At 64.1% G+C, this 26,257-nt stretch carries 22 protein-coding genes and 1 tRNA gene; 14 read left to right on the top strand and 9 right to left on the bottom strand.

Features of this window, described 5'->3' with window-relative positions; genetic code table 11:
* Positions 1 to 96 precede the first annotated feature (96 nt).
* Both DFR74_RS25210 and DFR74_RS25205 read right to left on the bottom strand, forming a co-directional pair.
* The gene (locus tag DFR74_RS25210; RefSeq protein ID WP_232331844.1) at positions 97 to 861 is read right to left on the bottom strand and encodes an RluA family pseudouridine synthase; all 765 of its coding nucleotides are present in this window, start codon (positions 859 to 861) and stop codon (positions 97 to 99) included.
* Positions 862 to 913: 52 nt separating this feature from the next.
* Complete coding sequence (locus tag DFR74_RS25205) at positions 914 to 1,474, bottom strand: TetR/AcrR family transcriptional regulator (protein WP_067511754.1); 561 nt, start codon at positions 1,472 to 1,474, stop codon at positions 914 to 916.
* Positions 1,475 to 1,606: 132 nt separating this feature from the next.
* On the opposite strand from DFR74_RS25205, the gene DFR74_RS25200 reads away from it, so the two are divergent.
* On the top strand, positions 1,607 to 2,005 hold the full coding sequence (locus DFR74_RS25200) for a DUF6463 family protein (protein WP_067511756.1): 399 nt from the start codon (positions 1,607 to 1,609) through the stop codon (positions 2,003 to 2,005).
* A gap of 83 nt (positions 2,006 to 2,088) precedes the next feature.
* Here DFR74_RS25200 and DFR74_RS25195 read toward each other — a convergent pair whose 3' ends face one another.
* Complete coding sequence (locus DFR74_RS25195; RefSeq protein WP_067511758.1) at positions 2,089 to 3,084, bottom strand: adenylate/guanylate cyclase domain-containing protein; 996 nt, start codon at positions 3,082 to 3,084, stop codon at positions 2,089 to 2,091.
* Positions 3,085 to 3,276: 192 nt separating this feature from the next.
* Here DFR74_RS25195 and DFR74_RS25190 point away from each other — a divergent pair, with 192 nt between their 5' ends.
* Positions 3,277 to 4,113 (top strand): alpha/beta fold hydrolase, encoded by an 837-nt coding sequence (locus DFR74_RS25190; protein WP_198161832.1) that lies wholly within the window; start codon positions 3,277 to 3,279, stop codon positions 4,111 to 4,113.
* Positions 4,114 to 4,200: 87 nt separating this feature from the next.
* The gene (locus tag DFR74_RS25185) at positions 4,201 to 4,995 is read left to right on the top strand and encodes a hypothetical protein (protein ID WP_067511760.1); all 795 of its coding nucleotides are present in this window, start codon (positions 4,201 to 4,203) and stop codon (positions 4,993 to 4,995) included.
* 48 nt (positions 4,996 to 5,043) lie between these two features.
* On the opposite strand, the gene DFR74_RS25180 is transcribed toward DFR74_RS25185, so the two are convergent.
* From DFR74_RS25180 to DFR74_RS25170, 3 genes are all read right to left on the bottom strand, one after another.
* Positions 5,044 to 6,249 carry a saccharopine dehydrogenase NADP-binding domain-containing protein gene (locus DFR74_RS25180; RefSeq protein ID WP_067511762.1) on the bottom strand — a complete coding sequence of 402 codons (1,206 nt, stop codon included), beginning with the start codon at positions 6,247 to 6,249 and terminating at the stop codon, positions 5,044 to 5,046.
* A gap of 25 nt (positions 6,250 to 6,274) precedes the next feature.
* Positions 6,275 to 8,563, bottom strand: coding sequence for an MMPL family transporter (locus tag DFR74_RS25175; RefSeq protein WP_067511764.1), 2,289 nt, complete (start codon positions 8,561 to 8,563; stop codon positions 6,275 to 6,277).
* A 77-nt stretch (positions 8,564 to 8,640) separates the two neighbouring features.
* Positions 8,641 to 11,280, bottom strand: a complete 2,640-nt coding sequence (locus DFR74_RS25170) for an aminotransferase class III-fold pyridoxal phosphate-dependent enzyme (protein ID WP_084537964.1) — start codon at positions 11,278 to 11,280, stop codon at positions 8,641 to 8,643.
* Positions 11,281 to 12,159: 879 nt separating this feature from the next.
* Here DFR74_RS25170 and DFR74_RS25160 point away from each other — a divergent pair.
* The 4 genes from DFR74_RS25160 (at position 12,160) to DFR74_RS25150 (ending at position 14,342) form a co-directional block, all read left to right on the top strand.
* Positions 12,160 to 12,235, top strand: a tRNA-Arg gene (locus DFR74_RS25160).
* Positions 12,236 to 12,758: 523 nt separating this feature from the next.
* Positions 12,759 to 13,103 (top strand): hypothetical protein, encoded by a 345-nt coding sequence (locus DFR74_RS35565; protein ID WP_147265920.1) that lies wholly within the window; start codon positions 12,759 to 12,761, stop codon positions 13,101 to 13,103.
* A 186-nt stretch (positions 13,104 to 13,289) separates the two neighbouring features.
* A complete protein-coding gene (locus tag DFR74_RS25155) occupies positions 13,290 to 13,757 on the top strand; it encodes a hypothetical protein (protein ID WP_067511769.1) in 468 nt (155 codons plus the stop codon).
* Between the two features lie 324 nt (positions 13,758 to 14,081).
* Positions 14,082 to 14,342 (top strand): helix-turn-helix domain-containing protein, encoded by a 261-nt coding sequence (locus DFR74_RS25150; protein WP_067511771.1) that lies wholly within the window; start codon positions 14,082 to 14,084, stop codon positions 14,340 to 14,342.
* Positions 14,343 to 14,420: 78 nt separating this feature from the next.
* On the opposite strand, the gene DFR74_RS25145 is transcribed toward DFR74_RS25150, so the two are convergent.
* On the bottom strand, positions 14,421 to 15,206 hold the full coding sequence (locus DFR74_RS25145; protein WP_198161834.1) for an NYN domain-containing protein: 786 nt from the start codon (positions 15,204 to 15,206) through the stop codon (positions 14,421 to 14,423).
* A gap of 128 nt (positions 15,207 to 15,334) precedes the next feature.
* Here DFR74_RS25145 and DFR74_RS25140 point away from each other — a divergent pair, with 128 nt between their 5' ends.
* Together DFR74_RS25140 and DFR74_RS25135 are read left to right on the top strand one after the other, a co-directional pair.
* Positions 15,335 to 16,972, top strand: coding sequence for a site-specific DNA-methyltransferase (locus DFR74_RS25140; protein WP_084537965.1), 1,638 nt, complete (start codon positions 15,335 to 15,337; stop codon positions 16,970 to 16,972).
* Positions 16,969 to 19,419, top strand: coding sequence for a DEAD/DEAH box helicase (locus DFR74_RS25135; protein ID WP_067511778.1), 2,451 nt, complete (start codon positions 16,969 to 16,971; stop codon positions 19,417 to 19,419). Before DFR74_RS25140 ends, DFR74_RS25135 begins: the two co-directional genes overlap by 4 nt.
* A gap of 64 nt (positions 19,420 to 19,483) precedes the next feature.
* On the opposite strand, the gene DFR74_RS25130 is transcribed toward DFR74_RS25135, so the two are convergent.
* On the bottom strand, positions 19,484 to 20,584 hold the full coding sequence (locus DFR74_RS25130) for a Shedu anti-phage system protein SduA domain-containing protein (protein ID WP_084537966.1): 1,101 nt from the start codon (positions 20,582 to 20,584) through the stop codon (positions 19,484 to 19,486).
* Positions 20,585 to 20,916: 332 nt separating this feature from the next.
* Between DFR74_RS25130 and DFR74_RS25125 the strand changes: the two genes are divergently transcribed.
* From DFR74_RS25125 to DFR74_RS25115, 4 genes are all read left to right on the top strand, one after another.
* The gene (locus DFR74_RS25125) at positions 20,917 to 21,618 is read left to right on the top strand and encodes a hypothetical protein (RefSeq protein WP_147265919.1); all 702 of its coding nucleotides are present in this window, start codon (positions 20,917 to 20,919) and stop codon (positions 21,616 to 21,618) included.
* A 112-nt stretch (positions 21,619 to 21,730) separates the two neighbouring features.
* Entirely contained in the window at positions 21,731 to 21,895 is a 165-nt protein-coding gene (locus DFR74_RS36195; RefSeq protein WP_157115860.1) for a hypothetical protein, read from the top strand.
* Entirely contained in the window at positions 21,892 to 22,788 is an 897-nt protein-coding gene (locus tag DFR74_RS25120; protein ID WP_067511780.1) for a hypothetical protein, read from the top strand. The genes DFR74_RS36195 and DFR74_RS25120 overlap by 4 nt, the downstream gene beginning before the upstream one ends.
* 215 nt (positions 22,789 to 23,003) lie before the next feature.
* Entirely contained in the window at positions 23,004 to 23,597 is a 594-nt protein-coding gene (locus tag DFR74_RS25115) for a transposase (RefSeq protein WP_084537967.1), read from the top strand.
* 68 nt (positions 23,598 to 23,665) lie between these two features.
* Here DFR74_RS25115 and DFR74_RS25110 read toward each other — a convergent pair whose 3' ends face one another.
* The gene (locus DFR74_RS25110) at positions 23,666 to 23,995 is read right to left on the bottom strand and encodes a histone-like nucleoid-structuring protein Lsr2 (protein ID WP_067511784.1); all 330 of its coding nucleotides are present in this window, start codon (positions 23,993 to 23,995) and stop codon (positions 23,666 to 23,668) included.
* A gap of 906 nt (positions 23,996 to 24,901) precedes the next feature.
* On the opposite strand from DFR74_RS25110, the gene DFR74_RS25105 reads away from it, so the two are divergent.
* Positions 24,902 to 26,230 (top strand): KAP family P-loop NTPase fold protein, encoded by a 1,329-nt coding sequence (locus tag DFR74_RS25105; RefSeq protein WP_113975292.1) that lies wholly within the window; start codon positions 24,902 to 24,904, stop codon positions 26,228 to 26,230.
* Positions 26,231 to 26,257 lie beyond the last annotated feature (27 nt).

The following is a 26,257-nucleotide window of genomic DNA, read 5'->3' as shown; positions in this document are numbered from 1 at the left end:
GTGCCCGGCACTTTCCCAGGCTAGATGACCTGCGCATTGTCCGTCTGCATGAGGCTCACCACCGGCCGTCTGTTCCCCGGCATCGGGTGCGTCAGCTCACAACAGGGTCGCCGCGTGGTCCAGCAGAGCGGTCGTGTCGTCGGCGGCGACGGGTGCCAGGAAATCGGGGCCCGGTGGCGCCACCAGGTCGAGTTCGGGCGGCGTGCGCCACGGCGCGGTGAGCCCGAGCCGCCACGAGTGCAGGTAGGTGCGCGGGTGCGCGCCGGTCTTGTCGAACAGCGGATCGCCCACGATCGGATACCCGATCCACGCCAGGTGCACGCGGATCTGATGGCGCCTGCCGGTGACCGGGCGCAGCGCCAGCACCGTGTACTCACCGGTCCGTGACACCGTGGCGAACTCGGTGAGCGACGGATAGTTCTTGGTCTCCAACAGATCTCGCGCGTCGACGGACCAGCGATCCCCGGCGTGGCGGATGCGTTCGCGGGGCGCGGCGATGCGCACCCGGTTCTTGCGGCCCACGCTCAGCGGCAGGTCGATCGCGCCGCGCTCGGGCAATCCGGTGCCCGCCACGATCGCCAGGTACGTCTTCACGGCGGTCTGCTTGTTGAACTGCCTGGTCAGCTGCCCGTGCGCGGTGAGGTCCTTGGCCAGCAGCACCAGGCCGGAGGTCACCTTGTCGATGCGGTGCACCGGATACAGCGTCTCGCCGGTGGCGGCGGCCAGTTCGACCACGTCGATGTCGTGCCGCTCGCCGGTCACCGAGATCCCCGCGGGCTTGTTCAGCGCCAGAATCGCCGAGTCCTCGGCGACCAGCGCCTCGTCCCGCAGCGCGGGCCACTCCGTTCGCACCACATCCACACCGTCGACAGTACGGGCCGCGAGCGACCGGCCCGCATTCCCCGCGTGCCGGTCAGCGCCGCCACCGGTTCAGCAGCAGATCGCCCGCGAGGGCGTTGACCTCGGCGCGGGTGCGGCCGGGATGGTCGGCGGCCAGGAAGTGGTTGCCGATCGCCATGCAGAACGCCAGCAGGCTGCGGGCCTCGATCTCGTCGGGGTCGGTGCAGAAGGTGCCGATCGCGTCGCGCAGCAGCTGCATGCGGCGGTTGTCCACGCGGCGCAGGCGTTCGGCGACGGCGGGATCGCGGCGGGCCCAGTCGCGCACGGCCAGGTCGATGGGCAGCAGCCGGTCGCCGGAGAAGGTGAGCCGGCCGGCCAGCCTGGCCTTGTCCACCGCGTCGCCCTCGGCCCGCTCGATCCGCTCGAAGACCTCGTCCACGGCCTCGCGCTCCCAAGTGTCGAGCATCTCGGCGAGCAGCGCCTCGCGGTTGGCGAAGTAGCCGTAGAACCCGCCCTTGGTGACGCCGAGCGCCTTGGCCAGCGCCTCCACGCGCACGGCGTCGACGCCGCCGGTGGCCAGCGCTCGCAGCCCTTCGTCGATCCACGTCTCGCGCGGTGTGCGCAACGCGCCCATGGTGTGGCCCACTCCATTCCGTCGTTCCGTTGTGCGGTGCCGTATAACAGGTCTAGCCTCTGCTTATACGCAACCGTATAACGCGCGGCGGGCGGTGTCACCCGTGCCGCGCCACGAGAAGGGAGAACTCCGATGGTCAAGTGGGCCGGCGGGCTGATCGTTTTCATCGGGGTGGCGCACACGCTGATCGCGCTGGCGCTCACGGCGCCGTCGCACGCGGGGGCGTGGATCGGCCGGGAGCTGTGGGGAGAGAAACTCGCCGAGATGAGTTCCGCCAACGGCGCGTACTGGCTGACCCTCGGCAGCTTCGGCATCCCGCTCGCCGTCGTCGGGTTCCTCGTGCTGTGGATGGATCGGCGCGGACTCACGCCGCCGACGTTCATCGCCTGGACGCTGGTGGTGACGACCATCATTGACCTGTGGTTCTTCGGGCCGTCGCCGGGGCCGATCCTGCTGATCGCGGCGGGTCTGCTGCTGGCGGCCGATCGGCGGGCGAAGCGTGCGGAGGGTGCGGTCGCGGCGGCGGTGTGAGGTGCGTTCGTGCCCGCGGGATCTGCTCGCGGCCACCATCGGCCTGGCCGGACGCAGCCTAGAGGTCGACTCGGGATCGGAAATCAGTTGGCGCGCAACGTGTGCGGGCGCAGACGGTTGAATCCGCGGACGCGCACGCTGCGCAGGTTGCGCACCTCGAACTCCGGGTGGTCGGCCAGTTCCTCGGCCGCGGCGTCGTCGATCAGGATGGTGCCGGGCCGGGCGACGCCGGTGAGCCGGGAGGCGATGTTCACCACCGAGCCGTACAGGTCGCCGAAGCGTTGCAGCACTTCGCCGTACGCGAGTGCGACACGCAATTCCGGTGTGCCGCCGACCATCATGGTGGACTCCTGGATGGCGATCGCGATGCGTGCCCCGTCGACGGCCGTCTCCGCCGCGAACATCACCTCGTCGCCGACGTGCTTGATCACCCAGCCGCCGTTCTCCGCGATGGCGGCGGTGGTGGTGGACTCGAAAGCCTCCAGCAGCGTGGACAATTCGTCGGGGTGCAGGTGCCGGGTGAGCCGGGTGTAGCCGACCATGTCGGCGAAGCCGACCGCCAGCGTGCGGGTGGAGTCCTCCGCCGTCGCGCCGCCGTCGAAGGAGCGCGACAGCGCCGCCGAGAGGTGGCGTCGCCACACGTAGCTCTGGAGTTCCTGCACCACCGAGATGGTCCGTTCGGCGGCGGCTTTCGCGACCTCGGCCGGGTCGCGGCCCTCGGCTTCGGCGGCCGCGATCTGGGCGCCGATCTCGGCCAGCACCAGATCGGCCTGCCACTCCGCGAGCCGCGCCATGGCCTGGCCGATGGTGCGCGCGGTCGCCGCCTGCTGGCGCAGGTCGGATTTCTCGGCCACCTTCAGGCCGCGGAAGTCGCGCACGGCCGCCACGTCGGCGTCGGTGTAGTCGACCTCTGGGTCGGAGCTGGCGGGGAAGCCGAGCGCCGTCCACAGGCGCCGTGACACCTCCGGCGAGACGCCGGACCGTTTCGCCACTTCGACGCGGGTGTACTTGCGCTCGCCACCGAGCAGGCATTCCTCCACCGCCGATTGGACCAGCCGGGAAACTTCGCTCGTCGCCATATCAGCCACCTTACGGCGAAAGCACGACAATTCAGGCCCGAGGTGGGTGCGTTGGGGCACGTCACAAGGGGTGCGGTGGGTCTAACGGGTGGTCGCGCGCGACTGATGCCGGAGCCGCGGCCGGGGTGGCGCGTGTAAGTGGTCCGGTGCTGGGACCCTCACCCGGAGTGGGCGGAACGGCATGATGGGCGGGTGATTGCGACTGCGCCCGCCACCGATACGACGATCATCGCCGACGGCGTGCCCGTGCACGTCCGCGTCGACGGGCCGCCGGACGCCCCGGCCGTGCTGCTCGTCCACGGGTTCGCGTCCTCGGTGCACTGGTTCCGGGATCTGGCGCGCCTGCTCGCCGCCGACCACCGGGTGATCCGCTACGACCTGCGCGGGCACGGCGCGACCGGCGGCGACACCGGTCTCGATCCCGAAGCGCAGGCCCGCACCGCGCACGCACTGCTCGGCGAACTCGACATCGATCGGGTCGCCGCATTCGGGCATTCCTACGGCGCGGACGTCGCCATGGCGTTGGCCCGCCGCACGCCGATCGTCGAACGGGCCGGAATCATCGGGCAAGCTCCCGACTACAGCTACGCGGACCTGCCGGGCGACGGCGTGCTGAAGGCCGCCGGGTGGCTGGTGCGGCCGATCCACCGGCTCAGCCCGTCGCCCGCCGTCCGCGCGGCCATGGGCACCGCCTTCGCGCCCGGCTTCCCGCAGGACAACGCCTTCGACCACCCCGACCGCCCGGTGCTCGACTACCGCGCGATGAGCCCCGGCATGTTCCGCGAGGTCCTGCCCGTCCGCCGGGCCCGCCTCGCGGCCGACCCGCTCGACGCCCAGGGCCGGGCGCTCGGCAGGCCCTGGCTGGTCCTGCACGGGGACCGGGACCGGATGTACTCGGTGCACGAGACCGTCGCCCGGTATCGCGCGGCGGGCGCGCGGGTCGAAATCATCCGGGGGACAGGGCATTCCCCGCATATCGAACGTCCGCACGAGGTGGCCCGGATCGTGCGGGGGTTTCTCGGGATCTGAGAGCGAGCAAAGAGTTTCTCCACCCTCTGCTATCGATCAGTAAACTCGACGGCATTGATATCCCTCGACGCCGGAGGCGGATGGACGATGGAAGTGGTACTGATCCTCGTCGTGCTCGCGCTCGTGGCCATTCTGCTGTTCACGCGCGGGAATCTGAACAAGCAGCGGTCGGAGAACGACCTGGCCGACGCGCTCGCCGACGCCAGGCAGGTGAACGAGCGGCTCGGCGGCCAGATCTACAACCTGACCGGTAGCAACGACGCGGCGAAGCAGGCGCTGGCCGACGCCGCCGAACGGCACACGGCCGCGGGCTCCCAGATCGACCTCGCCCGCACCCCCGTCCAGGCGCGGCTGGCGAAACAGACGGCGCTGGAAGGCCTTTACTACATCCGCGCCGCGCGCACCGCCATGGACATGGACCCCGGCCCCGCCATCCCGGAGCTCGAGGGCCAGTCGAGCGCGGGCCGCGTCACCGAGGACCGCGTCGTCGACTTCGAGGGCCGCGAGATCGCCGCCTCCCCGAAGCCCTCCTCCGCGACCCCCAACTACTACCCGGGCGGCCGCGTCGCCGGCCGTCCCGTCCCGGCGGGCTGGTACTCCGAACCGTGGTGGCGCCCGGCGCTGATCGCCGGTGCGTGGGGCGTCGGCTCGGCCCTGCTGTTCACCTCGCTGTTCGCGGGGATGTCGGGTGTCGCCTACGGCGCGCAAGGCTTCGAGAGCGGCTACGGCGAGGGCTACCAGGACGGACTGGACGCCGGGGGTGATCAGGGGCTCGATGCCGGCGACCAGGGCGGCGATTGGGGCGGCGGCGACCAAGGTGGCGACTGGGGCGGCGGCGATTGGGGCGGTGGCGGAGATTTCGGCGGCGGCTTCGACTTCTGACGCTCGGTCGCGCTGGGATGGCGAGCTACGCAACGCCGCCCCGGCCGGTCACCTGCCCGCCAGCAGCGCCGTGATCAGCGAACCCCGTTGCAGTGCTTCGGCATTGGCCGCCTCCGACTCATAGCTGGCGGTGACCACCGCGAGCGATTCCGGCGTCGGTCTGCCGACGCAGTGCGGGGCCAGGCGCCGGAAGAACTCGTCCGGCGTGAACACGGCTTCCGGCGGGTGCACGCCGGGCCGCTGCGCCCGCATCAGCGCGCCGACGGCCAGCGGAATGCCGGTGACCTCCGCCATCGTCAGCCCCGGCACCTGCCCGAGCGCGCACGCGACGGTGGCGGGCGCGCCGTCCCGCTCACCCGTGGCGAGGGCGAACAGCGGCGGCAGGGTCGACCCGGCCAGCAGCCCGACCGATCCGGAGGGCAGTAGGTTCTCGGCGAGCGCGGCGACGGACGCGGCGCTAGCGCGGCTGAGCACCCCGTGGGTGACGCCGCGACCGAGCAACGTCAGCACCCCGGCCACATATCGCGGCGCCAGCGCGAGATTCACGCTCTCCCGGATATCGGGAAACGTGCGGGCGAGGGTCACCGGTTCGGGATGGCCGAAGGTCCACCCCGTCGCCCGGCCCAGTCCCGGGTACTCGACGACGGTGCGGCGCAGCGGCCGCTCCCACACCTGTTCGCCGCCGCGGATCACCGGAATGGTGTTGCTGACCTGCTCGATACCGTGCACCACCGCGGCGCTGGGCCGCCACGAGCGCGACTCCGGTTGCGCCATCGCGAGATTCCAGCCGGTGATCACGGTCTCGGCGCGGTCCAAGCCGGCCAGAGCGTGCGCGGCCAGCAGGTTCGCCAGTCCGGGGCTCGCGCCGATGCCGAGGACCGCGGTGATCCCGGCGGCCTCGGCCTCGGCACGCATGTCGAGCATGGTCACGGTGGGTGCGGGGTCGTCGCACACATCGACGTAGTCGCGTCCGGCGTCGATGGCGGCGCGCAGCACGCCGGGGCCGAACCGGAAGTACGGCCCCACGGTGTTCACCACCACGTCGGCCTCCCGCATCCGCGCGACCAGCGCCGCGTGGTCGGTCACGTCGACGGCCACCGCCGTCGCCTTCTCGCCCAGTTCCGCGGCGACGGCGCGCGCCCGGTCCGCGGCCAGATCGGCGATCACCACCTGATCGACCTCCGCGTCGGCGCCGAGTACCCGGGCGGCCGCCCGCCCGACCTCGCCCGCCCCGCCCAGAACCAACACCCGCATCGCACGCTCCCCTCAGATCATCCGGTTACACCGCGACACTATCTGTGACGTCCGGTACCAGGTGGGGATTCGCGGGATTCCCCCGCTTCCGCTTCCCGAACGGGAACCACCAGTTCCACGAGTCGGCCACCGACATGAGCACCGGCACCAGAATCAACCGCATCACGGTGATGTCGATCGCGATCGCCACCGCCAGCCCGAACCCGATCTGCTTGAGCTCCAGCACATCCGCCACCACCAGCGACCCGAACACCGCGATCATGATGAGCCCGGCGATGGTGATCTGCGGCGCCACCGCGGCCATCGCCCGCCGCACCGCCTCCCGGTTGTCGCCGCAGCGCAGGTACTCCTCGCGCACCCGCTGCACCATGAAAACCTCGTAGTCCATGGACAATCCGAACAGCACCGCGAACATCGCCACCGGCAGGAACGCCTGGATGGTGCCGACGCTGTCGAACCGCAGCACCGACTCGCCGTACCCGTGCTGGAACACCGCCACCGTCGCCCCGAGCGAGGCGGCCGTGGCCAGGGCGTTGAGCACGATCGCCTTGACCGGGATCACCACGCTGCGCAGCGTCACCACCAGGTATATCAGCGAGAGTGCGAGGACGAGCAACACCACGGCGAGGAACATCCGCCCCGTCTCGCTCGCGATATCGGTGTACTGGGCCGCCATGCCGCCGACGCCGACCACTACACCGGGTGCTGCGAGTTGCCCGGAGTCGCGGAGCTTTTCGACGAGCTCGACCGTCTGCGGCGCGTCGACTGCGTGCGCGGACTGCACCATGCCCAGCAGGCACCGTGGCGCGCGCACATCGTCGACGAGCACGCCGTCGGCGGCCGCACCCAGCGGGGTGTCGGGCAGGCCGCCGAGTCCGCCGGGCATGGGCGTGTCGAAAACCGAAGCGGCGGACAGGACTTCGTCCATCGGTCCGGTGCGGGCGAAATAGCCCTGTATCGCGGTGATCTCGTCCCCGGTCAGCGGGCGTTCGACCTCGGCGCACGCGGTCACGTAGATCGGGGCTACCGCCGATCCGCCGAAAGCCTGTGCGGCGGACGCGTACCCGGCGCCCGCCGGAGTGCTCGCCAGGGTCGGGATGCCGAGGTCGAGTCCGAGCCGCATGCCGGCGGCGGGCAGCGCGAGCGCCACGAGCAACGCCGCCGCCGGAACGCCCAGCACCACCGGTCGTCGCTGCACGAAGGCCACCCACCGGTACCACCGGCCGTCCGGCTCGCCGGTGGCGGGCGCGCGCAGGCGCAACCGCGACGCCGAAATCGCCAGCAGCGCGGGCAATCCTGTGACCGCCGCCAGCATCGCGCACAGCACCACCAGGGCCGCCGCGATGGCGATGTCCCGGAACACCGGTCCGTCGATGATCAGGATCGAGCACAGCGACACCATCACGATGACACCGGACACGATCACGGTGTGCCCGGACGTCCGCATGCAGGTGCTCAGCGCGGCGATCACCTGGTCGCGGGTCACCGGCCCGGCCGTTCGGCCCGGAAGTTGCTCACGGAATCGGCTCACCATGAACAGCGCGTAGTCCACGCCGACCGCCAACCCGATGATCGTGGCGACCACCAGCGCGAACTGCGAGGTCTCCGCTACCCCCGAGAGTGCCGCGATGCCGATGCTGCTGAGAGTCACGCCGAGCCCGGCCGCGCAGATCGCCAGCGCGGTGGCCAGCACCGACCGCAGACCCCACAGCAGCAGGACGAGTGCCAAGGTGAGCCCGACGATCTCCGCGCGCAGTTGATCACGGCGTTCCACATCGGCCAGCGCCTTGTTCAGCGGCGTCTCACCGGTCAGATCGGCCGCGGTTCCCGGTGGGAGATCCACTGTGCGTAAGGCATTTTCGATCCGGTCCGTGGTGGCGTCGCGGTCGGACACCGAACCGTGCAGCGGGAGGAGCACCATCGCGGTGCGCCGGTCGTCGGCGAGGAGTTCGGTGCCCGCCATCGGCGTCGTCGGGTCGACGACCTCGCCGACACCCTCGAGATCGCGCACCGCGGGCGTCACGGCACGCGTGGCCGCGGCCACCGCCCCCGGATCGTCACCGGTGACGACCACCGCCACCTGCTCGGCGCCGAGACGCGGAAAGCGTTCGGCGAGCAGCGTCGCCGTGCGCTCGGAATCCGAGCCGGAGATCGAATAGTCGGGCAGGCGCAGGTGGTTCTCCAGCCGGTCGAACTGGATGCCGCCGACCACCAGGATCAGCAGCCAGAGCGTGGCCAGCGGCCATCGGAGCCGGTAACACTGCCGCGCCCAGGTGAGCGCGAGACCTGGCCGTTCGTCGTCGGGGTTGTGCATAGTCGGGTCGCCTTCGCGCGTCGTGGGAATACCTGGCGCGGAACGGGATTCGATCCGCGCCAGGCCGGGGAACTTCGTCAGTGCACGAAGAAGTTGTGCCGCTTCATCTCCGCCACACTGGTGCCGAACGCGTCCACCACGGTGTCCAGATCGCGGTAGGTGTGCGCGTCGTTGAGCAGGATCGTGTGCAGCTCGGGCAGATACACGTTGTTCAGTCGCATGTAGTACGCCAGCGCGAGGGTGGCCTTGACGTGGCTGCCCGCCGTCTGGTCCCGCGGTAGTGCGGGTTTGGCGTAGTCGAAGCCGATGCTGAACAGCGTGTGCTTGCCGCTCACCGTCGCGGGCACGCCCTCGCGCTCCGCGACCGCCCGCAGCCCGTCGCGCAGATAGTCGGTGCGCGCGTCGAGTTCGGTGTAGATGGCCGGGTTGTCGCGCAGGTGCCGCAGCACCGCCGCGCCCGCCGCCGTCGACACCGAGTTGCCGCTGGTGGTGCCGCCGCAGAACGCGCGGGTCGCCCAGTCCTCGAACGGATCGTTCGTGGTGCGCGCCGCCCACATCGCCCGGCCGTGGCCCACCACCGCGCCGCCGGGCAGCCCGCCGCCGACGATCTTGCCCAGGCAGGTCAGGTCCGGTTCCACACCCGTCAGTGTCTGCACACCGCCGTAGGTGACGCGGAAGCCGCTCACCACCTCGTCGAAGATCAGCAGCACGCCCGTCTCGTCGCACACCGCGCGCAGCGCGCGCAGGAACTCGAGGTCGTAGTCGACGGCCATCGACGGCATCGGCTCGATCAGCACCGCCGCCAGCGAATCCGCGTTGCGGCGGATGCGATCGATGGAGGTGGGCGAACCGTATTGCAGCACAAGGGTGTTGTCCACCACACTGCGCTGCGCGCCCGCCGAGTTGCTCACCGGCTCCGGCTCGGCCGCGCTGCCGCGGTAGCGGAACCACGACGACACCATGCCCTGATCGGACCAGCCGTGATAGTGGCCCTCGAACTTCGCGATCCGGTCCCGACCGGTCGCGGCGCGCGCGATCCGCGAGGCCGTGAGCACCGATTCGGTGCCGGAGTTGGTGAACACCACCGACTTCCCGCCGCCGAACGCCTCGCCGATCAGCTGCGCCAGGTCGACCTCGGCGGCGTTGCCGATCGCGTTGACCGCGCCCTTCTCCATCGCGGTCGTGACCGCCTCGACCACCACCTTGGGCCGATAGCCCAGGATGTGCGGGCCGAAACCGCTGGCCAGGTCGATGTAGGTGTTGCCGTCGATATCGGTGATCGTGCAGCCCTCGGCCGTGTCCACGATCAGCGGGTATTCGCTGGGCAGCACGTAGCGGTCCATGTGCGTCTGCGCGATCAGGGCTCGCTCGCCGTCCTGTTTGACGGCCATCGACTTCGGCATGTGGCCGGCGATCCGGTCGTCGAACAGCGTCTTGAGCTCCTCACTCATGAACGGCGAGAACCGGTCGGTGAAGCGCCGCGCGTTCGACCAGATGTCGATCCGCGGGTCCACCGCGCTGATCAGTCCCTCACCGGTGAGGAAGGCCAGGCCCAGCAGGGTGAAATCGGTGGTGAGCCGCCAATTCGCCCCGCGCAGCACCTTGGTGGCGTCGTCGAAGAAGCCCATGGTCGACCACGCGTCGGTCTTCTCGTCGAAGTGGTAGCGCAGCACATCGATCAGGTCCTGCCGGAACGACGCCGGGATCGCCGAATTCGCTTCCGGCGCAACGGTGAACGCGTCGATGAAGCGGTCCACCGCCCGGTCCCACTGCTTCTGGATGCACCCGTAGTAGAACGAGGCCAGCGCCCACTTGCCGTCCTCCGACAGGGAGCCGACCAAGCCGTAGTCGAGCATGATGATCTCGCCGTCGTGGGTGAGCATCATATTGCCGGGGTGCGGGTCGACGTGGAACAGCCCGTGGAAGAACGCCATTGTGTAAAAGGTGTCCTGCATGCGGCGGGCGAGTTCGTCCTTGGGGAACCGGCACTGCTCGAATGCGGTGCCCGGCACGGCGTCGCCGATGAATTCCATCACCAGGATGTCCTCCGAGCACAGTTCCCGGTGGACGCGCGGGACCCGCACGAAGGGATGCGACGCGAAATTCGACCGCACCTGCTCCTGGCGTTGCGCCTCCAAGCGCATATCGCATTGTTCGACCAGGAACGGGCGCAGCTCGGCGAAATGGCTCAGCGCGTCGTAGGACCGGGCCGCGGGAAACAGCTTCTGCACCGTGGCCAGCATCCCGGCGGTCGCCGCGGTGCTCGCCGAGAGGCGCTCCCGGACACCCGCTTTCACGATCTTGACGGCGACCTCCTCGCCGGTGTCCAGACGGCCGCGATGCACCTGGGCCACCGTGCCCGCGGCGATCGCCACTGGATCGAACGAGGTCAGCCGCCCGCGCAGGTCCGGATGCGCCGCCGTGCGCAGCAGCGCCTCGGTCTCGGCCGGCGTCATCGCGGGCATGTCCGCGAACAGGTGCCGGAATTCGGCGATGGCGTCGGCGTCGAACAGGCCGGTCTGCGTGCCGAGGATCTGCCCGGCCTTGGTGTACATCGGTCCCATGCGGAGCAGGAACTCCCGCAAATTGACCGCCACCTGCTGCTTGGATCCGCTGCGCCGGAAATCCCGGTACCCCTTGACGCCGTAATACGGAAGCCACCTGGCCAGCCGGCCCACTTCCCGTGCGGCACCACGCTTGGCGGATAGAGCAGCCATGAAAAACCCTCCCACTTAATAGGATCTGTGCTCGACAGATTCAGGCATCTGCGACGACAACAGGGCGCGAAAGATCAGCGACCCGGTCGTCGAGAAAAATCCGGAAGAAATCCGGTACGAATCGCGAATACCACAAACCCCGATGTCTCGGATTCGCGAGAAAGAATGCCGTTCGGCCCCCGCGCCCCACGTGGGCGTCCGGGAACCCGGCGAAGACGCGCCGCGATCGGGGCCCCGGGTCCACGATGACCAGGACGAGCCCGCCTGTATCCGCTCGGCGCGCGGTCGACTCGAGTGGCGACATGCCGCGGGACGAACCCGACTACTCGATGAATCTCATTGCCTCAGAGTGGATTTCACCCGTCCGGCCGATCACCCCACTCCCACCGCTGCGTCGTAACCCTGCGGCAGCCACGTTAGATGATACTTGCGGTGACACACAACCTCGCCGGTCAGTGATAGATCGCACGCCGGGGGATTGCGTCCTTCATGTAACCCATTGCGCGGCAAACAAATCCGCAGCTCAGAGCGGTCATCCTCGCCGTTCGCCCCCACTTCAGCCCAGGTGCGCCGCCCACCCTCTCCGCTACACGACCCCGCATCGGCCCGGTGAACTCGTAAATCCCCACCACCCTCACAGCCCCGAAAAACGCACCCACCCGCACCGCCCTCACAACGCCGTCCGCGCCCCGGCGAACTCGCCCGCCGGGACCACCGCCCACCCCACAACCGCATCGCACCCCAGCCCCCCGGCCAGGTATAGTCACCCCTGGACAAAGCCCACCACCCGGCCCACCGGCCCCGGGCCCAGTCCACGGAAACGTGCACACCGACGAGAACGACCCAGGTCCTCCCGCCGACGTGCACACCTCCAACCCAGCCTTCGTAGCTCAGGGGATAGAGCACCGCTCTCCTAAAGCGGGTGTCGCAGGTTCGAATCCTGCCGAGGGCACCAAAGTAGTACCTTTCAAACCTGCGGCACCCGCCGCAGGTTTTTCGTTTGCACGCCCTTCTGCCTTGGCAAAGCTGACTGGTCCCGTTCGGCCGGTTCGCTTGATGGCATCCATGAGGGCGACGCCGTCTGGCGCTACCCGCTCGTCGTCTTCGGCTACACCGGGGACTTCACTGCCGAGCAAGGTGTTGAACGGCTCCGCCAGTTCGACACGCACAAAGTCCTGTTCTACATAGATTCTGTTGAAGAACGCCTGGTTGAACAGCCGCCTGACATGGGGACTGGCGGTGATGTAGCCAGCGTGGCAATTGCCGGCGTAGCTCAGAGCGGTTCGGAGGTTGCGTTCCACCACGTCGAGCCGGACTTGCGTGGTTTCGAGCCGCTGGTAGGCGGACGATGCTAGCTCAAGTTCAGATTTCGTCACCCACACGAAGGCGACGCCGCTTCGGGGCATGATCCAGCCATCGAACTGTAGACCGATCGTTCTGCCCGGCACCGTTTCTGGGCTTTTGGTGACGACGGTCTTGTGGCTGCTGGCAATGAAGTCGATCAGGTTGACATAGGCGATATCGGTATCGCTGTAGTCCAGGTCGATGTCGATCCCGCGGCTGGGCTGATTAACCACGAACTGCAACCACCGGCTCTGCGGCGCGGGTTGCAGGCGGTAGGTGAAAGCGATGGTCCGTGGCCGCGTCCGATCACCATCCTCATCCGGCAGGCCGAGATCGACGGTGTAGGTTTGCGCTCCCTTTCGAGCGCTCCGCCGGATGGCACGTTCCTCGCCATCAACGGTGAACTGGACCAGTTCGAAGGCTTCCTTGGCGCCAGCGTCGATGCCGCTGGTCGGGTTGTAGTACCAGGCGAAAGTTGAGGCGGGATCGTGGGTCAGGGCGCGGTACTCGTCGGCATCGGATACCGACACGAATCGGCGCACGGTGCCTGACGGCACGGTGGTGTATTCCTGCCGCACCGTGATGACAAGCCCGGACGGATCGGCGGAGACTGCATGGGCGGTATTCGATGTCGGGGTCGTGATCCGAACCGAAAGCTTGACGTCATGCCATCGTTCGATGGATTGCACGGCTTGGTCGCGGATATCCGTGTAGAGCTCGCGGGCCAACTCTCTGTCCTTGAGTCGCATTGCCAGGCTGTTGGCGATGATCTCGTCCAGGAGTTCAGGGGTGGCTACCCGCTGGAGGTCATCGTCGGCAAAGGCGAATCCCTTGATCACGGCTTCTTTCATGGCGGGTGCCTGCTCGATGAGCAGCCGCCGGAGGCGTGCTTCGTCGGCCTCTTGCTTTTCGCGCTCGAAGTAGCCGTCAAGCCAGACGCCGAGCAGGCCGGCGCCAACGAGGAGCGCGCCCAACTCACTCCACGGCACCCAGGCCAGCCATCCCAGCTCTCGCACTGCCGGGAGGGACTTGCCGACTGCCATGAGCCCGACGCCCGTCACGAACAACACCACGACAGCGAGGAGTTTCTTAATTCGGAAGAGTCGGTTCAACGCATCATTCATAGGGTTTGATGCAACTATTGTACCAAGATGGCGGTTATTGGCCTAGGCCAAAAGCAGGGTGAGGCGTTCGTTGCGAGCGCCTCACCCTGCAGTCACGGTGTCGGCCTTAGCCGTTACCGCCACCAAAGAAGCCGTTTCCGCCGCCCATGGTGCCACCTCCCGTCTTGCCCAAACCCCGCGTGGCAGGTATTTCACCTGCAAAGCAGGGCGAATTGAAACCCGGTGCCATTCGCACGGGCGCGTCGATTCTAGGACTTATAGTATTGGGATACAAGGTCATGTGATACGACGTCTCTGGATTTCAAGTCATGGGACGTATGGGCTTGGGTCACCATGCCACCTACCGCCAAGCCGCCGCTGTCCGCCGCTGCCCAGGTTTTCGGCGAGCGAGTACTCGCGCGCCGGGGCGAGCTTGGCCTCAGTCAGGAGAAAGCAGCCGAAGCGTGCGGCTTGCACTGGACCTACCTCGGCCAGGTGGAGCGTGGACAGCGCAATCTCACGCTCCATAACATCTTGAAGATCGCTGCGGGGTTAGAGATCGACGCTGGGGAGCTAGTCAGCGGGTTGCCGGTTCCAGAGGCCGTGGCCGACTGAATCGCTGCATCCGCTCTTGGCTGGCCAGATGACCTGCTTCGTCACCGGGACGGGGCGCCGAGGCGGAAGTGCGCGGTCCTACGGCCCGGGCACCGAAACGGTGATGTCCCCGCCCGACCTGCCGACGATCTTTGCCCCGCCAACCTTGGCCAGGAAATCTCGGAAGTTCGAATACCCGTAGCGGTTCTCGTCGAATGTCGGATCAAGCGCCAGCATCTTGCTCTTGATCGCGCTGGCCGTTGGGGTATCGGTCGTGATCTGTGAGACGGCCTCGGAGAGCAGCTGTCTGGCGCTGTTCACATCTTTCGCCGAGCCAGCCGGTTTCACTACGCCGGCGGAGGACGCACTCGGCTCGGCCTGACGCAGTACCGTCTCCCAGAACTTGTACTCGCTGCACACCGACACCAGTCGAGCGCTGGTCGCGGCTTCGTTGGTGCCGATGCCGATGACGTGCTTGCCGAACTCGCGCAGCTTCTGCACCAGCGGAGTGAAGTCACTATCCCCCGTCACCAGGACGAAGACGCCGATATCGGCGTGGGCAATCAGGGTCTCCATCGCATCGACGGCCAGGCGGATGTCTGCGGCGTTCTTGTGCGTGCCTGGCGCGAACCTGCCGAGCTGAACCAGGTCGATGCCGTTCTCCGCCAGCGCCTGCTCGTATTGGCCGAACCGCTCATCACGCCAGTCCGCGTATGCTCGCCGCACCGAGGCGTTTCCGAACCCTCGACAGAGCCAGCGCAGTGCCGACGACGGAATCGCCTTGGCTCCTGCACCATTGCTGCCAGCACCGAGGACAAGGTTCTCAAAATCCAGGAAGACAGCCACGGCCCCGTTGCTGTCCCCGATACGTCCGTCGCGCCGCATGCTCATCACCCCCTGGACCGCTACGTTGGTCGACGCGTGGAGTTTAACGTCGCCGGTAGCGAGTCCGGGTGACGTTGAGCACAACGCCGCTATGCCAAGTCGACCCAGGAGTCGCTATCCGTGTGCCAATGGTGTCGTTGTCACCGGCTACTGTTGCCCGCGAAGACACGACGAGCGAAGGGGAGATCATGGCCGGTCGGCTGACGCTGTCTTGGGTCAACAAGGACCAAGCTCTCGTGCCGGACGAGAATGGCGGCTACACCTGGGTCGATCGTGACGATCCCCGAGTCACGGAGGTGCGTCTACTCCACAGGGCAGGTAGCTGCGGAGGACCTACCGGCGATGACAATCTGCTCATCCAGGGTGACAGCTACGACGCCCTCCATGCGCTTGTACGGACTCCGGAGTACGCAAGGCGCTACCGGGGCAAGGTCAAGCTCGTCTACATCGATCCTCCCTTCAACACCGGCCAGGCGTTCGAGCATTACGAGGATGCGCTGGAGCACTCGGTTTGGCTCGGCATGATGCGTGAGCGGTTATTGCTGATTAGAGAACTTCTGTCCGCCGACGGATCCGTATGGGTGCACCTCGATGACGCCGAAATGGCCTACTGCCGAGTCCTCATGGATGAGATCTTCGGGCGCGGAAATTTCATCGCTAACGTGATTTGGCAGAAGATCCATGCACGAAATAACTCGGCGCAACACTTTTCGACGGTGCACGACTACATCCTCGTTTATGCGAAGGATCGGGATCTACTCCGGCTCGGCAGAGTGGATCGAACTGAGTTGAGCGATTCTGACTTCTGGAACCCGGACAACGATCCACGGGGCCGCTGGCGGCGGTCAGATCTCACCGCATCTCATTCCTACGAGGATGGTCGGTATGAGGTAATTGGGCCACATGGCGATGCTTTCAGCCCTCGGGGGAACCGATGGTGGTCCGTCTCCAAAGACACGTTCGAGCAGTTGCGCGCGGATAATCGACTCTGGTGGGGTAAGACCGGCCGAACGTTCCCGTTTCGCAAGCGATTCGAGTCCGAGCTGGGCGGGTTGGTTCCGAATACTTTCTGGACACACGACGAGGTGGGCGACAACCGTCAAGCCAAAGCGGAGATAACCAGACTCTTCGGCCGAAGCGCAATTTTTTCTACACCCAAGCCCGAGAAACTTTTGCACCGCATTCTCACTATCGGATCAGACCCAGGCGACATCGTGCTTGACTGTTTTGCAGGGTCAGGTACAACCCTAGCGGTTGCCCACAAGATGGGTAGAAAATGGGTTGGCGTCGAGATGTCACCGTCAACGATCGAGACTTTTACACAACCGCGGCTTGAAAAACTTGTATTGGGCGACGATGCCGGCGGGGTGACGGATGCCCTTAGCTGGTCGGGAGGCGGAGAGTTCCGCTGTCTGACTGTCGGCCCATCACTCTACGAGCGTGTACGTGAGCGGATGCTTTTGGCAGACTGGGCGAAAGGGGACGAGTTCGCCCAAGCTGTTGCCGCTCAGCTGGGGTTCAATTTCGAGATCGATAAGCCCTTCTACGGCCGGAAGGGACGTACTCGCCTCGCGGTTGTTGACGGCGTGGCAGACGACGTGGTGGTGCGGGCGATCGTCTCGCTTCTCGGCGAAGACGAGCGCGCGACAGTCGTAGCGAAGGCAACCGCCCCCGGCGCCGCGGAGACCTTGAGAGAGTTGAGCCGTGGATCACGGCTGCTGAAGGCGCCGCAGGATCTTGTTCGACAGGGGAAGGTTGTTCGATGACGTGGTTGCCCTTTGAAGAAGCCCTGGTCGAGGAGATTCAGGCGCGCATGGATCTTCGCAAACCCAACGCTAGGGGTCTGGCCGAGGTAGCGAAGGCAATCCAGGCTGGCGACGGCCGCGAAGTTGTCTGCGACCTCGCCACTGGCGTTGGCAAAACCTACCTGGCCGCCGCGCTCGTGGACTACCTCGCAGCGCAGGGCGTGCGCAATATCCTCATCGTGACGCCCGGCAGCACTATCCAGAGCAAGACGATTGATAACTTCACCCCTGGGCACCCCAAGTTTGTCGCTGGTGCGGAGTATGAACCCACGCTCATCACGGCCGACAACTTCTCCCGTGGTCAGGTTGGTGACGCACTCCACGATGATGCGGTCGTCAAGGTCTTCATTTTCAACGTCCAGCAGCTGACGAAGCCAACCATCAAGACGTCGCGGAAGACGCGGGAAACGGACGAGTTCATCGGACAGGGGCTCTACGACCACCTGCAGAGCGTTGGCGATCTGGTGGTCATCGCGGACGAGCACCATGTCTATCGCGAGAAGGCGAAGGCGTTTGGGGCTGCGGTCCGAGAGCTGAATCCGCGCGCCATCGTTGGTCTGACGGCAACACCTGACGAGTCCGACCTCGACAAGGTCGTTTTTCAGTACAGCCTGGCGGACGCGATCGCCGACGGCCTGGTGAAGACACCAGTCATCGTGTACCGCGAGGACGGCCAGAAGGACATAGAGACCCAACTGTCTGACGCCTGCCACTTGCGTGCCCGTAAGGAAGAGGTATGGCGCGCTTGGGCAGCGCAGGAGGGGCGATCGCAGATCAGTCCGGTGTTGTTCGTAGTCTGTCAGGACATTAAGGACGCCGAGCACGTTGCCAACATCTTGGCTCGGGACGGGTATCTGCCCGGCGAGGGGCAGGTTCTATTGATCACCAGTCAATCCAGCGACAAGGCACTGGCAGAGCTGGCATCAGTGGAGTCACCGGAATCCCCCGTCCGGGCGGTTGTTAGCGTCAATATGTTGAAAGAAGGCTGGGATGTCAAGAACATCGGCGTCATCGTCGGCTACCGGGCGCTTGCGTCGAGCACGCTGACGGAGCAGGTACTCGGCCGTGGTCTGCGCCTACCGTTCGGCTCCCGTGTCGGCGTTGCGGCTATCGACCATGTCGATCTCGTGGCGCATGATTCCTACAGAAAGCTGCTCGCCAACAAAAATGCGCTGCTTCAGCAGCTGGTTCCTTCGGCGCCCGAGTTGCCGCCTACTCCTCCATCACCTGATGGGCAGCCGATGCCGTTGCCGTTCGGTGAGTCGCAGCCTAGTCATTCCGAGATCGCCGAAAACGGCGAGTTGCACCTCGTTGGCCCGGCGCGGATCCAAGATGGTGACTTGGTCGACGGTACCGAATTCTTGATCCTGTCATCCTTCGAAGCGGCGAAGGAACAGCTCGGAAAGGACCAGGCGGCAGCCAGCCAGGTGCTGTACAAGGTGAAAGACGCGCCGTCCATTGTCTTTCCCCGCCGGGAACGCGAGTACGCACCGGTGACGTTCTCGCTCAGCTACATCGAGAACTCCGCGGCGCAAGCCATCGGCGCCGCGTTCAAGCACGAGTTTCCGGTCCACCTCAAGCGACAAGCGCTGGTCGCTGAGCGGGATATGCACGGCCAGGCCACAGTACGGACTCAGCAGTTGGAAGACGAAGATGCGACGCAGCGGTACGTCCCAGTTGCCGATGTCCGCCAAGAGCTTGAGGACGGTGTCTGGAAGCTGGGGCTTGTGCCTGCCGAAATGCAAGAGCTGAACGCCGCAGCGCGGGTTGCGAAACAATTCTTGCTTGGCGCAGGTGTCACCGACGACAACGACGAAGCACTCTGGAGCACCCGGCGCACCCACCAGGCGGTCAAGGAAATTGGGCAGCTGATCAGGGATGCGTATAGCAACCGCCGCTTGCAGCCGAAATGGAGCTACAAGCGGGTTGAAGTGCCGATCCGCCGGCCGATGCCGAGTGAGACCGCCAGTCGCTGGGACGAGAAGTTCAACAAGAACAAGTGGTACGGAGACTGGAGCCGCTCGATCCAACCGTATGCCAACTTCGACGCCAAGAGCACGGAGTTCACCCTGGCGCAGATGTTCGACAGCTCACCACACGTCAAGTGGTGGCTTCGGATCTACGAACCTGGAGAGGTCTGGATCGAGCGGGACAACACCAAGAAGTACTACCCGGACCTCATCGTCCTCGACAAAGAGGACGTGTACTGGGTGATCGAGGGTAAGTCCGATATCTCAGCCCGCGATATAGAGGTGCTAGATAAAAAGAAAGCTGCCGAGGAATGGGCGCGCCAGGTCCGCGACGACGGCCGCTTTGGCATCTGGCGTTACGTCTTCGCCACCGAATCGATCATCAAACAAGCTAAGACATGGGAAGAGCTTATCGCAAAGGCCAAGCCGGAAATGTAGAGTTTTTTAACGGAGGCTATTTGTGCGCGTCTCGACCCATGGCGGCATACGGTCGAGACGCGATTCACAGATTGATGTCGTGAGCTGATGCCCGAGTGCGTGTAGCTTCGCGGTCAAAGTTCACCGACCGCTCAGCACTCCCCACGAGCTGATCGTAGGTAATAACCCCGATACGACTGAGTCCCGCCGTGTACTGGCGTAGCGTGCGTGCGACGACATCCCGTTCGGCTTCCGCTGGCCGGTAATGATCAGAATGACCGATAACCACGGTTGCAAACACTCGGCTCATGTCATAGTGCTGGCCAAGTTCGGTTCTGAATGTGCCCGACATGACAACCCCCTGCTCATCCATGCTGCGCAGATAGCTCATCGCCTGAGCTGTGGCTTCGTGGACAGCCGAACCGACGATCCAATGATTGCGATATGACTTGATGAGTCCCTTTATACTCGGCCCTTTGAGTTCCACGATATGCAATGTACCGTCGGCGCCGAGAAGGGGAATATCGGTCTCATCAAGCATCGTGAGCGCTCGTCGCGATGCCACGCCCATGTAGCGACCGCCGAATATCCAGTAGGCGCTGCCAATGAGCCTTTGCACGTCTGTTTCTGTGCTGCGAGCATTATCGACGAGCTCCCGCAACCTAGCGACCAATTTTCGGCGGTCCTCAAGGATTGCCGACTGAGCCGCTGTCATGCCTCGCTCGCTGGATGTGAGAAGGTGGACAATCTTTTCGAGATCCGAATGCTGCATGAGCGCGTCGACGAGGTGTTGTGGATCGACATCGGTCGTCTTCAGAAGTCCCAGTAGCGCCGCGCCGGGGGAATCGACATCCACCACCTGGTACCGTCCCGTTCGAGGAACGTCGCTATGGAGGAAGGCCAGGAGCGTTTCAATCTCGTCATTTTCGCAGAACCAAGTGTTCTTGTCACTTGTGTCATCATCGAAGTCGATCGCTTGATTTGCGGAGGTGTCGTTAGCGCGGAAGCGCAGCTCCCGCTTCCTAACCACGCCGTCATCCGGACTGCCATAATGACTGAGTTCGACAGTCTTTATAACCTTAGGGCCATTTTTGATCACAGCGCCTTTGTTCTGGAGGCGTCGTCCCCGCGCGGCGTTTATCCAGATTCGAAACGCCGTCTCCGCATCAGTCTGATCTGCCACCATGCCCTCCCGTCATACCGCGATCCATCCTGCCCGGCTCGAATGTATAGGAAGCATGCGAGCACGGCGGTGTTTTCCCCAGCCACCAAGCCGCAGACACCGGGCAAGGAGGAGCGCACCGTCTCGGGGCGCTCGCCTCGCCTCCCTAGCTGATCCAGCAGTGTGGGGGCCTGGCACCCACGACGCCAACGCACCAACGGCGCCGCAGCCATGCGATCGGCAGGGCCTTCATGCGGCCTGCTCAAGCTGTCGAAACCTGTCTCAGCATGGGAGTACGGTGAGCAGCGGCTGTAGCTCTTCGTTCGTCCAGTGCTGGTTATTCGAAGGGATTGACTGTGGCAAAGAATCGCAAGAAGCGCGGCGACAAGCGCAAGGCTGCTCGCCCACCTCGGCTTCGGATGATGCTCGTCGTGGACCGTGCCGAGGTGCGCAGCCTTGAGGGATGCCTGACTCTTCGGGTCAGCGACGTCGATAGTGATCCGACCAGCATTGTGGTTCCGGGGGAATCCGCGCTCGGGTTGCTCGGCAACATCCGCGAAGCGGTGCTCAACGCAGAGGAGCAGTACTGGCGTGTTGTCGTGCCCTACATCAAGCAGCTCGGTGCTCCCAGCCCGGACGCCGTAGCACGCGCGATGTCCAAATGGCACCGCGCACAGGGCTGGGAGCGAGCAGCCAAGCACGTACCACCAGACGACACAATGTTTCTGTTGACGAACGCCGGTCACGTGGCGATCGGTGCCCTCCCACCGGCAAGCCTGCATCCGGTGTTGGCCATCTTCGATCCGCTCCAGTTGCGCCGGATCAGCCAAGGAATGGAAGCTGCGACCCATCAAGCCTTGCAGGAGATGGGCTCTCGGCCGTGGCTGATGCGTGCGCTGGCTGCACACGAATTTCTTGCCGTCCAGCCGTGGCGTCAGCCCGATACCTACCAGGACCCTTCACTGGCCGAGGCTGCTGCGTGGATGAAAGCCCAGTACACAGAACACCTGCGGCGGGCACCCTATATCCCCCGAGCCGAAAACATTCTGCCGCTGTAGTGGAGGCCCGTCCTCACCAAACCAGCAGCACCATTCAGATCGCCTCGAAAAGTATTGCAATATTTATGAATCGATTAGATAATACATATAGAACAAACGGAGAATCAATGCGATGCAAGATAAACCAACTAGACAACTCGTCACGAAGCTCAGGGATGAAATCCCGAATCTCGTGGATAACTCCGACAGCATGACTCGAAGCGATATCCAAAGTTCAGCCCTAGCCGTTGCCGTGAAGGTGGTGAACAAGTACTACGCGGCGGAGGATGTGGCATGAATGCCATCGTCCCAACCCCTGTAAGCGAGCAGGCATACATCGAAGGACAGTATGCCGACATCCTTACCGTTCTATCCGAGCACGGCTACGACCTCGGCATTACAACCACCGGCGGTGGCTGCTACGCCATCATGGGCGATCCCATAGCTGGCCGCATTGTCTGCATCACCGACAGGCAAGGCCCTCTTGCCGAAGAACGAGCCGAACAAACCGGCTGGGCCATCGGTATCTACAACGAAGACCAAGAGGACCTCTTCTATGAAGACACTACCGACTCCTCGCCAGCGGCCTTGCTCGCCCTGCTGGACAAGGCCCGCGGTGCCGGCACTTTCGGCATGGTGGATATTTCTGGCCTCGCCAAAGCTGACGTTCTGGCGGCGATCTACAACGCGTCAGCACCGCTCGGCCTCGGCCAGCTCGACGCTGCCACTGGTCCCGCCAAGATGACCAGCTACCAAGCACGGCCGTTCCTCGAATCAGACAAGTACTTCGAATACCTCTACGGACGCCCGCTTAAGCTCTACCTCGGGCTCAACGGTGTGTTCGATCCCGATGGCTATGATTCACGCAACGGTGGGCCGGGGACAGCTCAGCGGGTTATCGAGAGGCTACGGCAGGCCAAAATTGCCGAAGGCGCACCAGAAGTCGAGCACATATTCGTCAACCGCTGGGGCGAGTTCGAGCACGGTTGTCTATGCGGTAATAGTGACTTCTACACGGTCCTACAGCTAGATGGGCGATGGATCGAGATTGAGCCGGTGACCCAATGGGATGGGTGGGCATGCAGCAATTGCTTTCGAATCTTTAATGAGTATGGCGAAACGATCGCCCGGCCCGAGCATGTGGACTGGCGCGACGACAACGCTAATTTGGCAGCAGAGACAACTGATTGACCAAATCGTCCATTTCGTTCACACTATACTCACTCGATGAAAGACGATTCATCCCACATACGAACTCCTCGCCAGGCACCTCGATCCCCAGTTCGGCAACATCTACGAATACAACCTTCGTGTGCCCGACGGGATCGCCAGTTACGACGGCCAGGATTGGACCGATGAGCTTCGAGATGCCGCCAGGCATTATTTGATCAACGACCTGCCGTCGGATGTCCGCGACCGGCTGCTTAAGCGAGTGGTCAGCCGAAGCACGTATCGACGCCGAACTCTGGCTGGAAGACCGCAGCGAAGGCGTCGACTGGAGAGCGGTCATGGAGAGCGTTGGCCGCCCCACCTTTTGGAAAGTTCCCGCGACGCAGCGAAGCGGCTCTGCGCCATTCTACCTCGTTCACGAACTGACACCGAGGGAGCTCCTGGCTGCATGGGAGGCCGTGGTCGGGCCGGCGGAAACCGATCTGACTGACGAGGAATGGCAACTCCTGGTACCGCTATTCGGGTCGCGGCGCGGTAGGTGGGACAATACCGTCCCGCGATCCAACCGCGAGTTGGAAGTCAAGCGTCGAGTGTTCGACGGCATCCGATTCAAGATGGCCCACCACATCCAGTGGCAGGCGGTACCTGATCGCTATGACGCAGCCTCGGTCTATTTCAACTACCGCCGCTACCAGAAGATCGGTCTGTTCGACCGCCTGTATCAAGCACTCCGCAGCAACAGCCAGGCTCGCCGGATTGTGGAGTGGCTGGAACAGATTGTGGACACAGACCAGGCCACGTCGCATGCCCCGACGAAGGTGGCTCCGTGATGGTGAACCCTGAGCAAGTAGCAGCCACCTCTCTGTATCAAATGAGCGTTAAGGTTCCTTGGCTTTACTCAGTGTGTCTTGTTGTACGCCTCGATGATGTCCGCCTGAATCCTTCCGCGGCTGGAGACCTCGTAGCCGTTCTGACGGGCCCACTCACGGATCGCCTGGGTTTGTTCGCGGCTTGTCGCTGGCCGGGCCACGCTCTTGCCCTTGGGGATTCGCCCCACCTTGCGGGCATGCGGTGTCCACTGCTCGAAGAACCCGCGGAGCGCACTGGCATTCAGAACGGACAGGTCGATCTCGTAGGTTGTGCCGTCGAGTCCGAAAACGACAGTCTCCTCGGCCTTGGACTTGCCGTCGTAGTCGTCGACCAACTCGACGGTGACCTTCCTTGCCACGTACTTTGCCCCTTACATGTTCGTCAGACTGTCGGAACAGGCAAGCGTAGACGGTGATCGGCGGGCTCATTCACACGACATGCAGTAACCCCGCATGACTCCTAGACGGTGACGCCCGCGGGCAGCCGCACCAGTGACCGGACCGCGATCAGGTCAGCGTGCCGGTAGCTTTCTACCTTGGTCACGTACCCACTTACCGGATCACGGGTGACAATCGTGCGGTTTTTCTGGCATTCCGTGACATATTGGTGGCATCTAGTGTCAGTCACGGAAAGGCAATCGGCCGGGAAACCTACGTAGGCACGCCTATGTGAGAGACATCGCACCTCTGGTTGAACCCGAATCCGCTGAGAATATTACTTGTTGAACTAAGTAACGTTCTGCAAGTGTAGCAGGTAGGCGAGCTTTCGATCAGTAAATAAAACCTATCGGTCGGTGTGTTGTAGTTTCCTTGGTCGCGTGCAACCGAAAAGGTGTTCGAGGGGAGGTTTTGAACTTCTCGCGGCGCCGGTATGCTCGCCACTCAGGCACAGCAAACCCTGCGGAGGTGAATGAGGATAGGTCGGTGTTTAGGCGCGAAAGACGGATCGGCCACGAGGGTGCTGCCATCTAGATTGCGATGAACGTTGCGACCCCCTGGTCGATAGGCGGCTCGCACAGGTGGCTTGTAGCGAGCAAGTCGGCTGATGAAGTCTGTGTAGTTGTCGACAGATGCGCTCCAGCATCGTTGAAATATCAAATAGGGCCGGATGTATTGTTGTCCCGTCGATTAATTCCACTTGCCATCCAGCCTGCCGGTTTGACGTAGCTCTTTGGCTCACTGCCGATAACAGTGCGGCCCATTTTGCCATTTGAGCACTCGTTAGTTGTAATTCATTCAGTATCTAAGTGAGGTATGCCGCGTACATGTCTACATCTTCCAACGGCGCAGATGCTAGGTCCATAACATTCCCCCTTCTCTCGGATGAGCCGTCAAAGAAGGATCTCCTTTCCTTTGAAGGAATTGCGTCCACTGTGGTCGATGCAATCTTTGATGACGCACTGGACCCAATTGCGCTCGGTGTTTCCGGATCATGGGGCAGCGGCAAGACGACTGTTCTGGAACTCATAAAGTCGCGTATCACCGTCGAGTCGGCGTCGAGGAGTGGCGGTCAGGTCCTAGTTGTTCAGGTCGATCCGTGGCGATTCGATCCGCTGGTGGGGCCAAAGGAAAGCCTAATCGCCGCAGTGTTGTTCGAACTGGAGGGAGCGATCAAGGATACAGACGGTTCCGGTAAAAAGGCGTTTGCACTGGTAAAGAAGCTTGCCAAGCGCGTGAATTGGTCGAAAGCCATCCAGATGGCAGCCAGTACTGCAATCACCCTCCAGCTCCCCAAGCTCGAAGACCTTCCCGACCTGATCAATGGTGGCGATGAGGAGTCGCAGGATTCCGAGACCAAACCCCAGGGCATGGACCAGTTCAGGGAAGATTTTGAGGCGCTCCTCGACTCTGATGGACTGAAGCATATTTCGCGGGTCGTGGTACTGGTCGATGATCTGGATCGGTGCTTGCCGCCTACGGTCGTGCAGACATTGGAGGCCATTCGGCTCTTCTTGTCTGCCAAAAGGATGTCGTTTGTTATAGCGGCAGACGAGGCACGAGTTGCGGAAGCGATTCAGCATCATCTGAAACTCGATGATGCACGGCGCGACGGTGAGGAAACCGTTGCCGAGCTGTATCTGCACAAGATTGTGCAGACGACGGTGCCCCTTCCCGCCCTGAGCCGGGTAGATACCCAAGCCTATCTTTTCCTGTTGCTGTGCCGGGCAAGCGTTGACGAGGATCAGTACGACCAACTGGTGGCCGACTGCACACACCTGCGGCACACCGAGGGCAGTCTGGAAAAACTTGAGGTGCCCGACGGTGTCGATCTCGACGAACCCTTGGCGATCGCCGCGCGACTGACCCCGATTCTCTACGAGAAGCTGCGGGGCAACCCCCGACGGATCAAACGGTTCCTCAACGACCTGAACGTGCGGCACACGGTTGCCTCTCATCGTGGCATTGGTATGGAGCCCGCAGCGACGGCGAAGTTGATGGTCTTGGAGAGACTCCTCAAGGACGAGTTCGCCATGGTACTTGGGTGGCTGTCGCGCAACGAACTTCGAGACAGGCTCGACGCTGTTCGGTCAAGTCCTGGGGTGTGGTGTAACGGAGTTGGTCACCGCGTGATCGGTTGTTCGGTCAGGCGGTGAGTTCTGCGGGGGTGGTGTCCTCCTGTT

Source organism: Nocardia puris, from assembly GCF_003315035.1.
In the GTDB taxonomy this organism is placed as follows: domain Bacteria; phylum Actinomycetota; class Actinomycetes; order Mycobacteriales; family Mycobacteriaceae; genus Nocardia; species Nocardia puris.
Note: the sequence above shows the minus strand (reverse complement) of the source record. Positions and strands in the feature narration are given on the sequence as shown.

Coding starts and splice junctions, on each gene's coding strand:
- DFR74_RS25205 (WP_067511754.1), bottom strand. CDS start 1,474: ATGGGCGCGTTGCGCACACCGCGCGAGACGTGGATCGACGAAGGGCTG.
- DFR74_RS25200 (WP_067511756.1), top strand. CDS start 1,607: ATGGTCAAGTGGGCCGGCGGGCTGATCGTTTTCATCGGGGTGGCGCAC.
- DFR74_RS25195 (WP_067511758.1), bottom strand. CDS start 3,084: ATGGCGACGAGCGAAGTTTCCCGGCTGGTCCAATCGGCGGTGGAGGAA.
- DFR74_RS25185 (WP_067511760.1), top strand. CDS start 4,201: ATGGAAGTGGTACTGATCCTCGTCGTGCTCGCGCTCGTGGCCATTCTG.
- DFR74_RS25180 (WP_067511762.1), bottom strand. CDS start 6,249: ATGCGGGTGTTGGTTCTGGGCGGGGCGGGCGAGGTCGGGCGGGCGGCC.
- DFR74_RS25175 (WP_067511764.1), bottom strand. CDS start 8,563: ATGCACAACCCCGACGACGAACGGCCAGGTCTCGCGCTCACCTGGGCG.
- DFR74_RS25170 (WP_084537964.1), bottom strand. CDS start 11,280: ATGGCTGCTCTATCCGCCAAGCGTGGTGCCGCACGGGAAGTGGGCCGG.
- DFR74_RS25155 (WP_067511769.1), top strand. CDS start 13,290: ATGCCATCGTTCGATGGATTGCACGGCTTGGTCGCGGATATCCGTGTA.
- DFR74_RS25150 (WP_067511771.1), top strand. CDS start 14,082: ATGCCACCTACCGCCAAGCCGCCGCTGTCCGCCGCTGCCCAGGTTTTC.
- DFR74_RS25145 (WP_198161834.1), bottom strand. CDS start 15,206: ATGCGGCGCGACGGACGTATCGGGGACAGCAACGGGGCCGTGGCTGTC.
- DFR74_RS25140 (WP_084537965.1), top strand. CDS start 15,335: ATGGTGTCGTTGTCACCGGCTACTGTTGCCCGCGAAGACACGACGAGC.
- DFR74_RS25135 (WP_067511778.1), top strand. CDS start 16,969: ATGACGTGGTTGCCCTTTGAAGAAGCCCTGGTCGAGGAGATTCAGGCG.
- DFR74_RS25130 (WP_084537966.1), bottom strand. CDS start 20,584: ATGGTGGCAGATCAGACTGATGCGGAGACGGCGTTTCGAATCTGGATA.
- DFR74_RS36195 (WP_157115860.1), top strand. CDS start 21,731: ATGCAAGATAAACCAACTAGACAACTCGTCACGAAGCTCAGGGATGAA.
- DFR74_RS25120 (WP_067511780.1), top strand. CDS start 21,892: ATGAATGCCATCGTCCCAACCCCTGTAAGCGAGCAGGCATACATCGAA.
- DFR74_RS25115 (WP_084537967.1), top strand. CDS start 23,004: ATGTCCGCGACCGGCTGCTTAAGCGAGTGGTCAGCCGAAGCACGTATC.
- DFR74_RS25105 (WP_113975292.1), top strand. CDS start 24,902: ATGTCTACATCTTCCAACGGCGCAGATGCTAGGTCCATAACATTCCCC.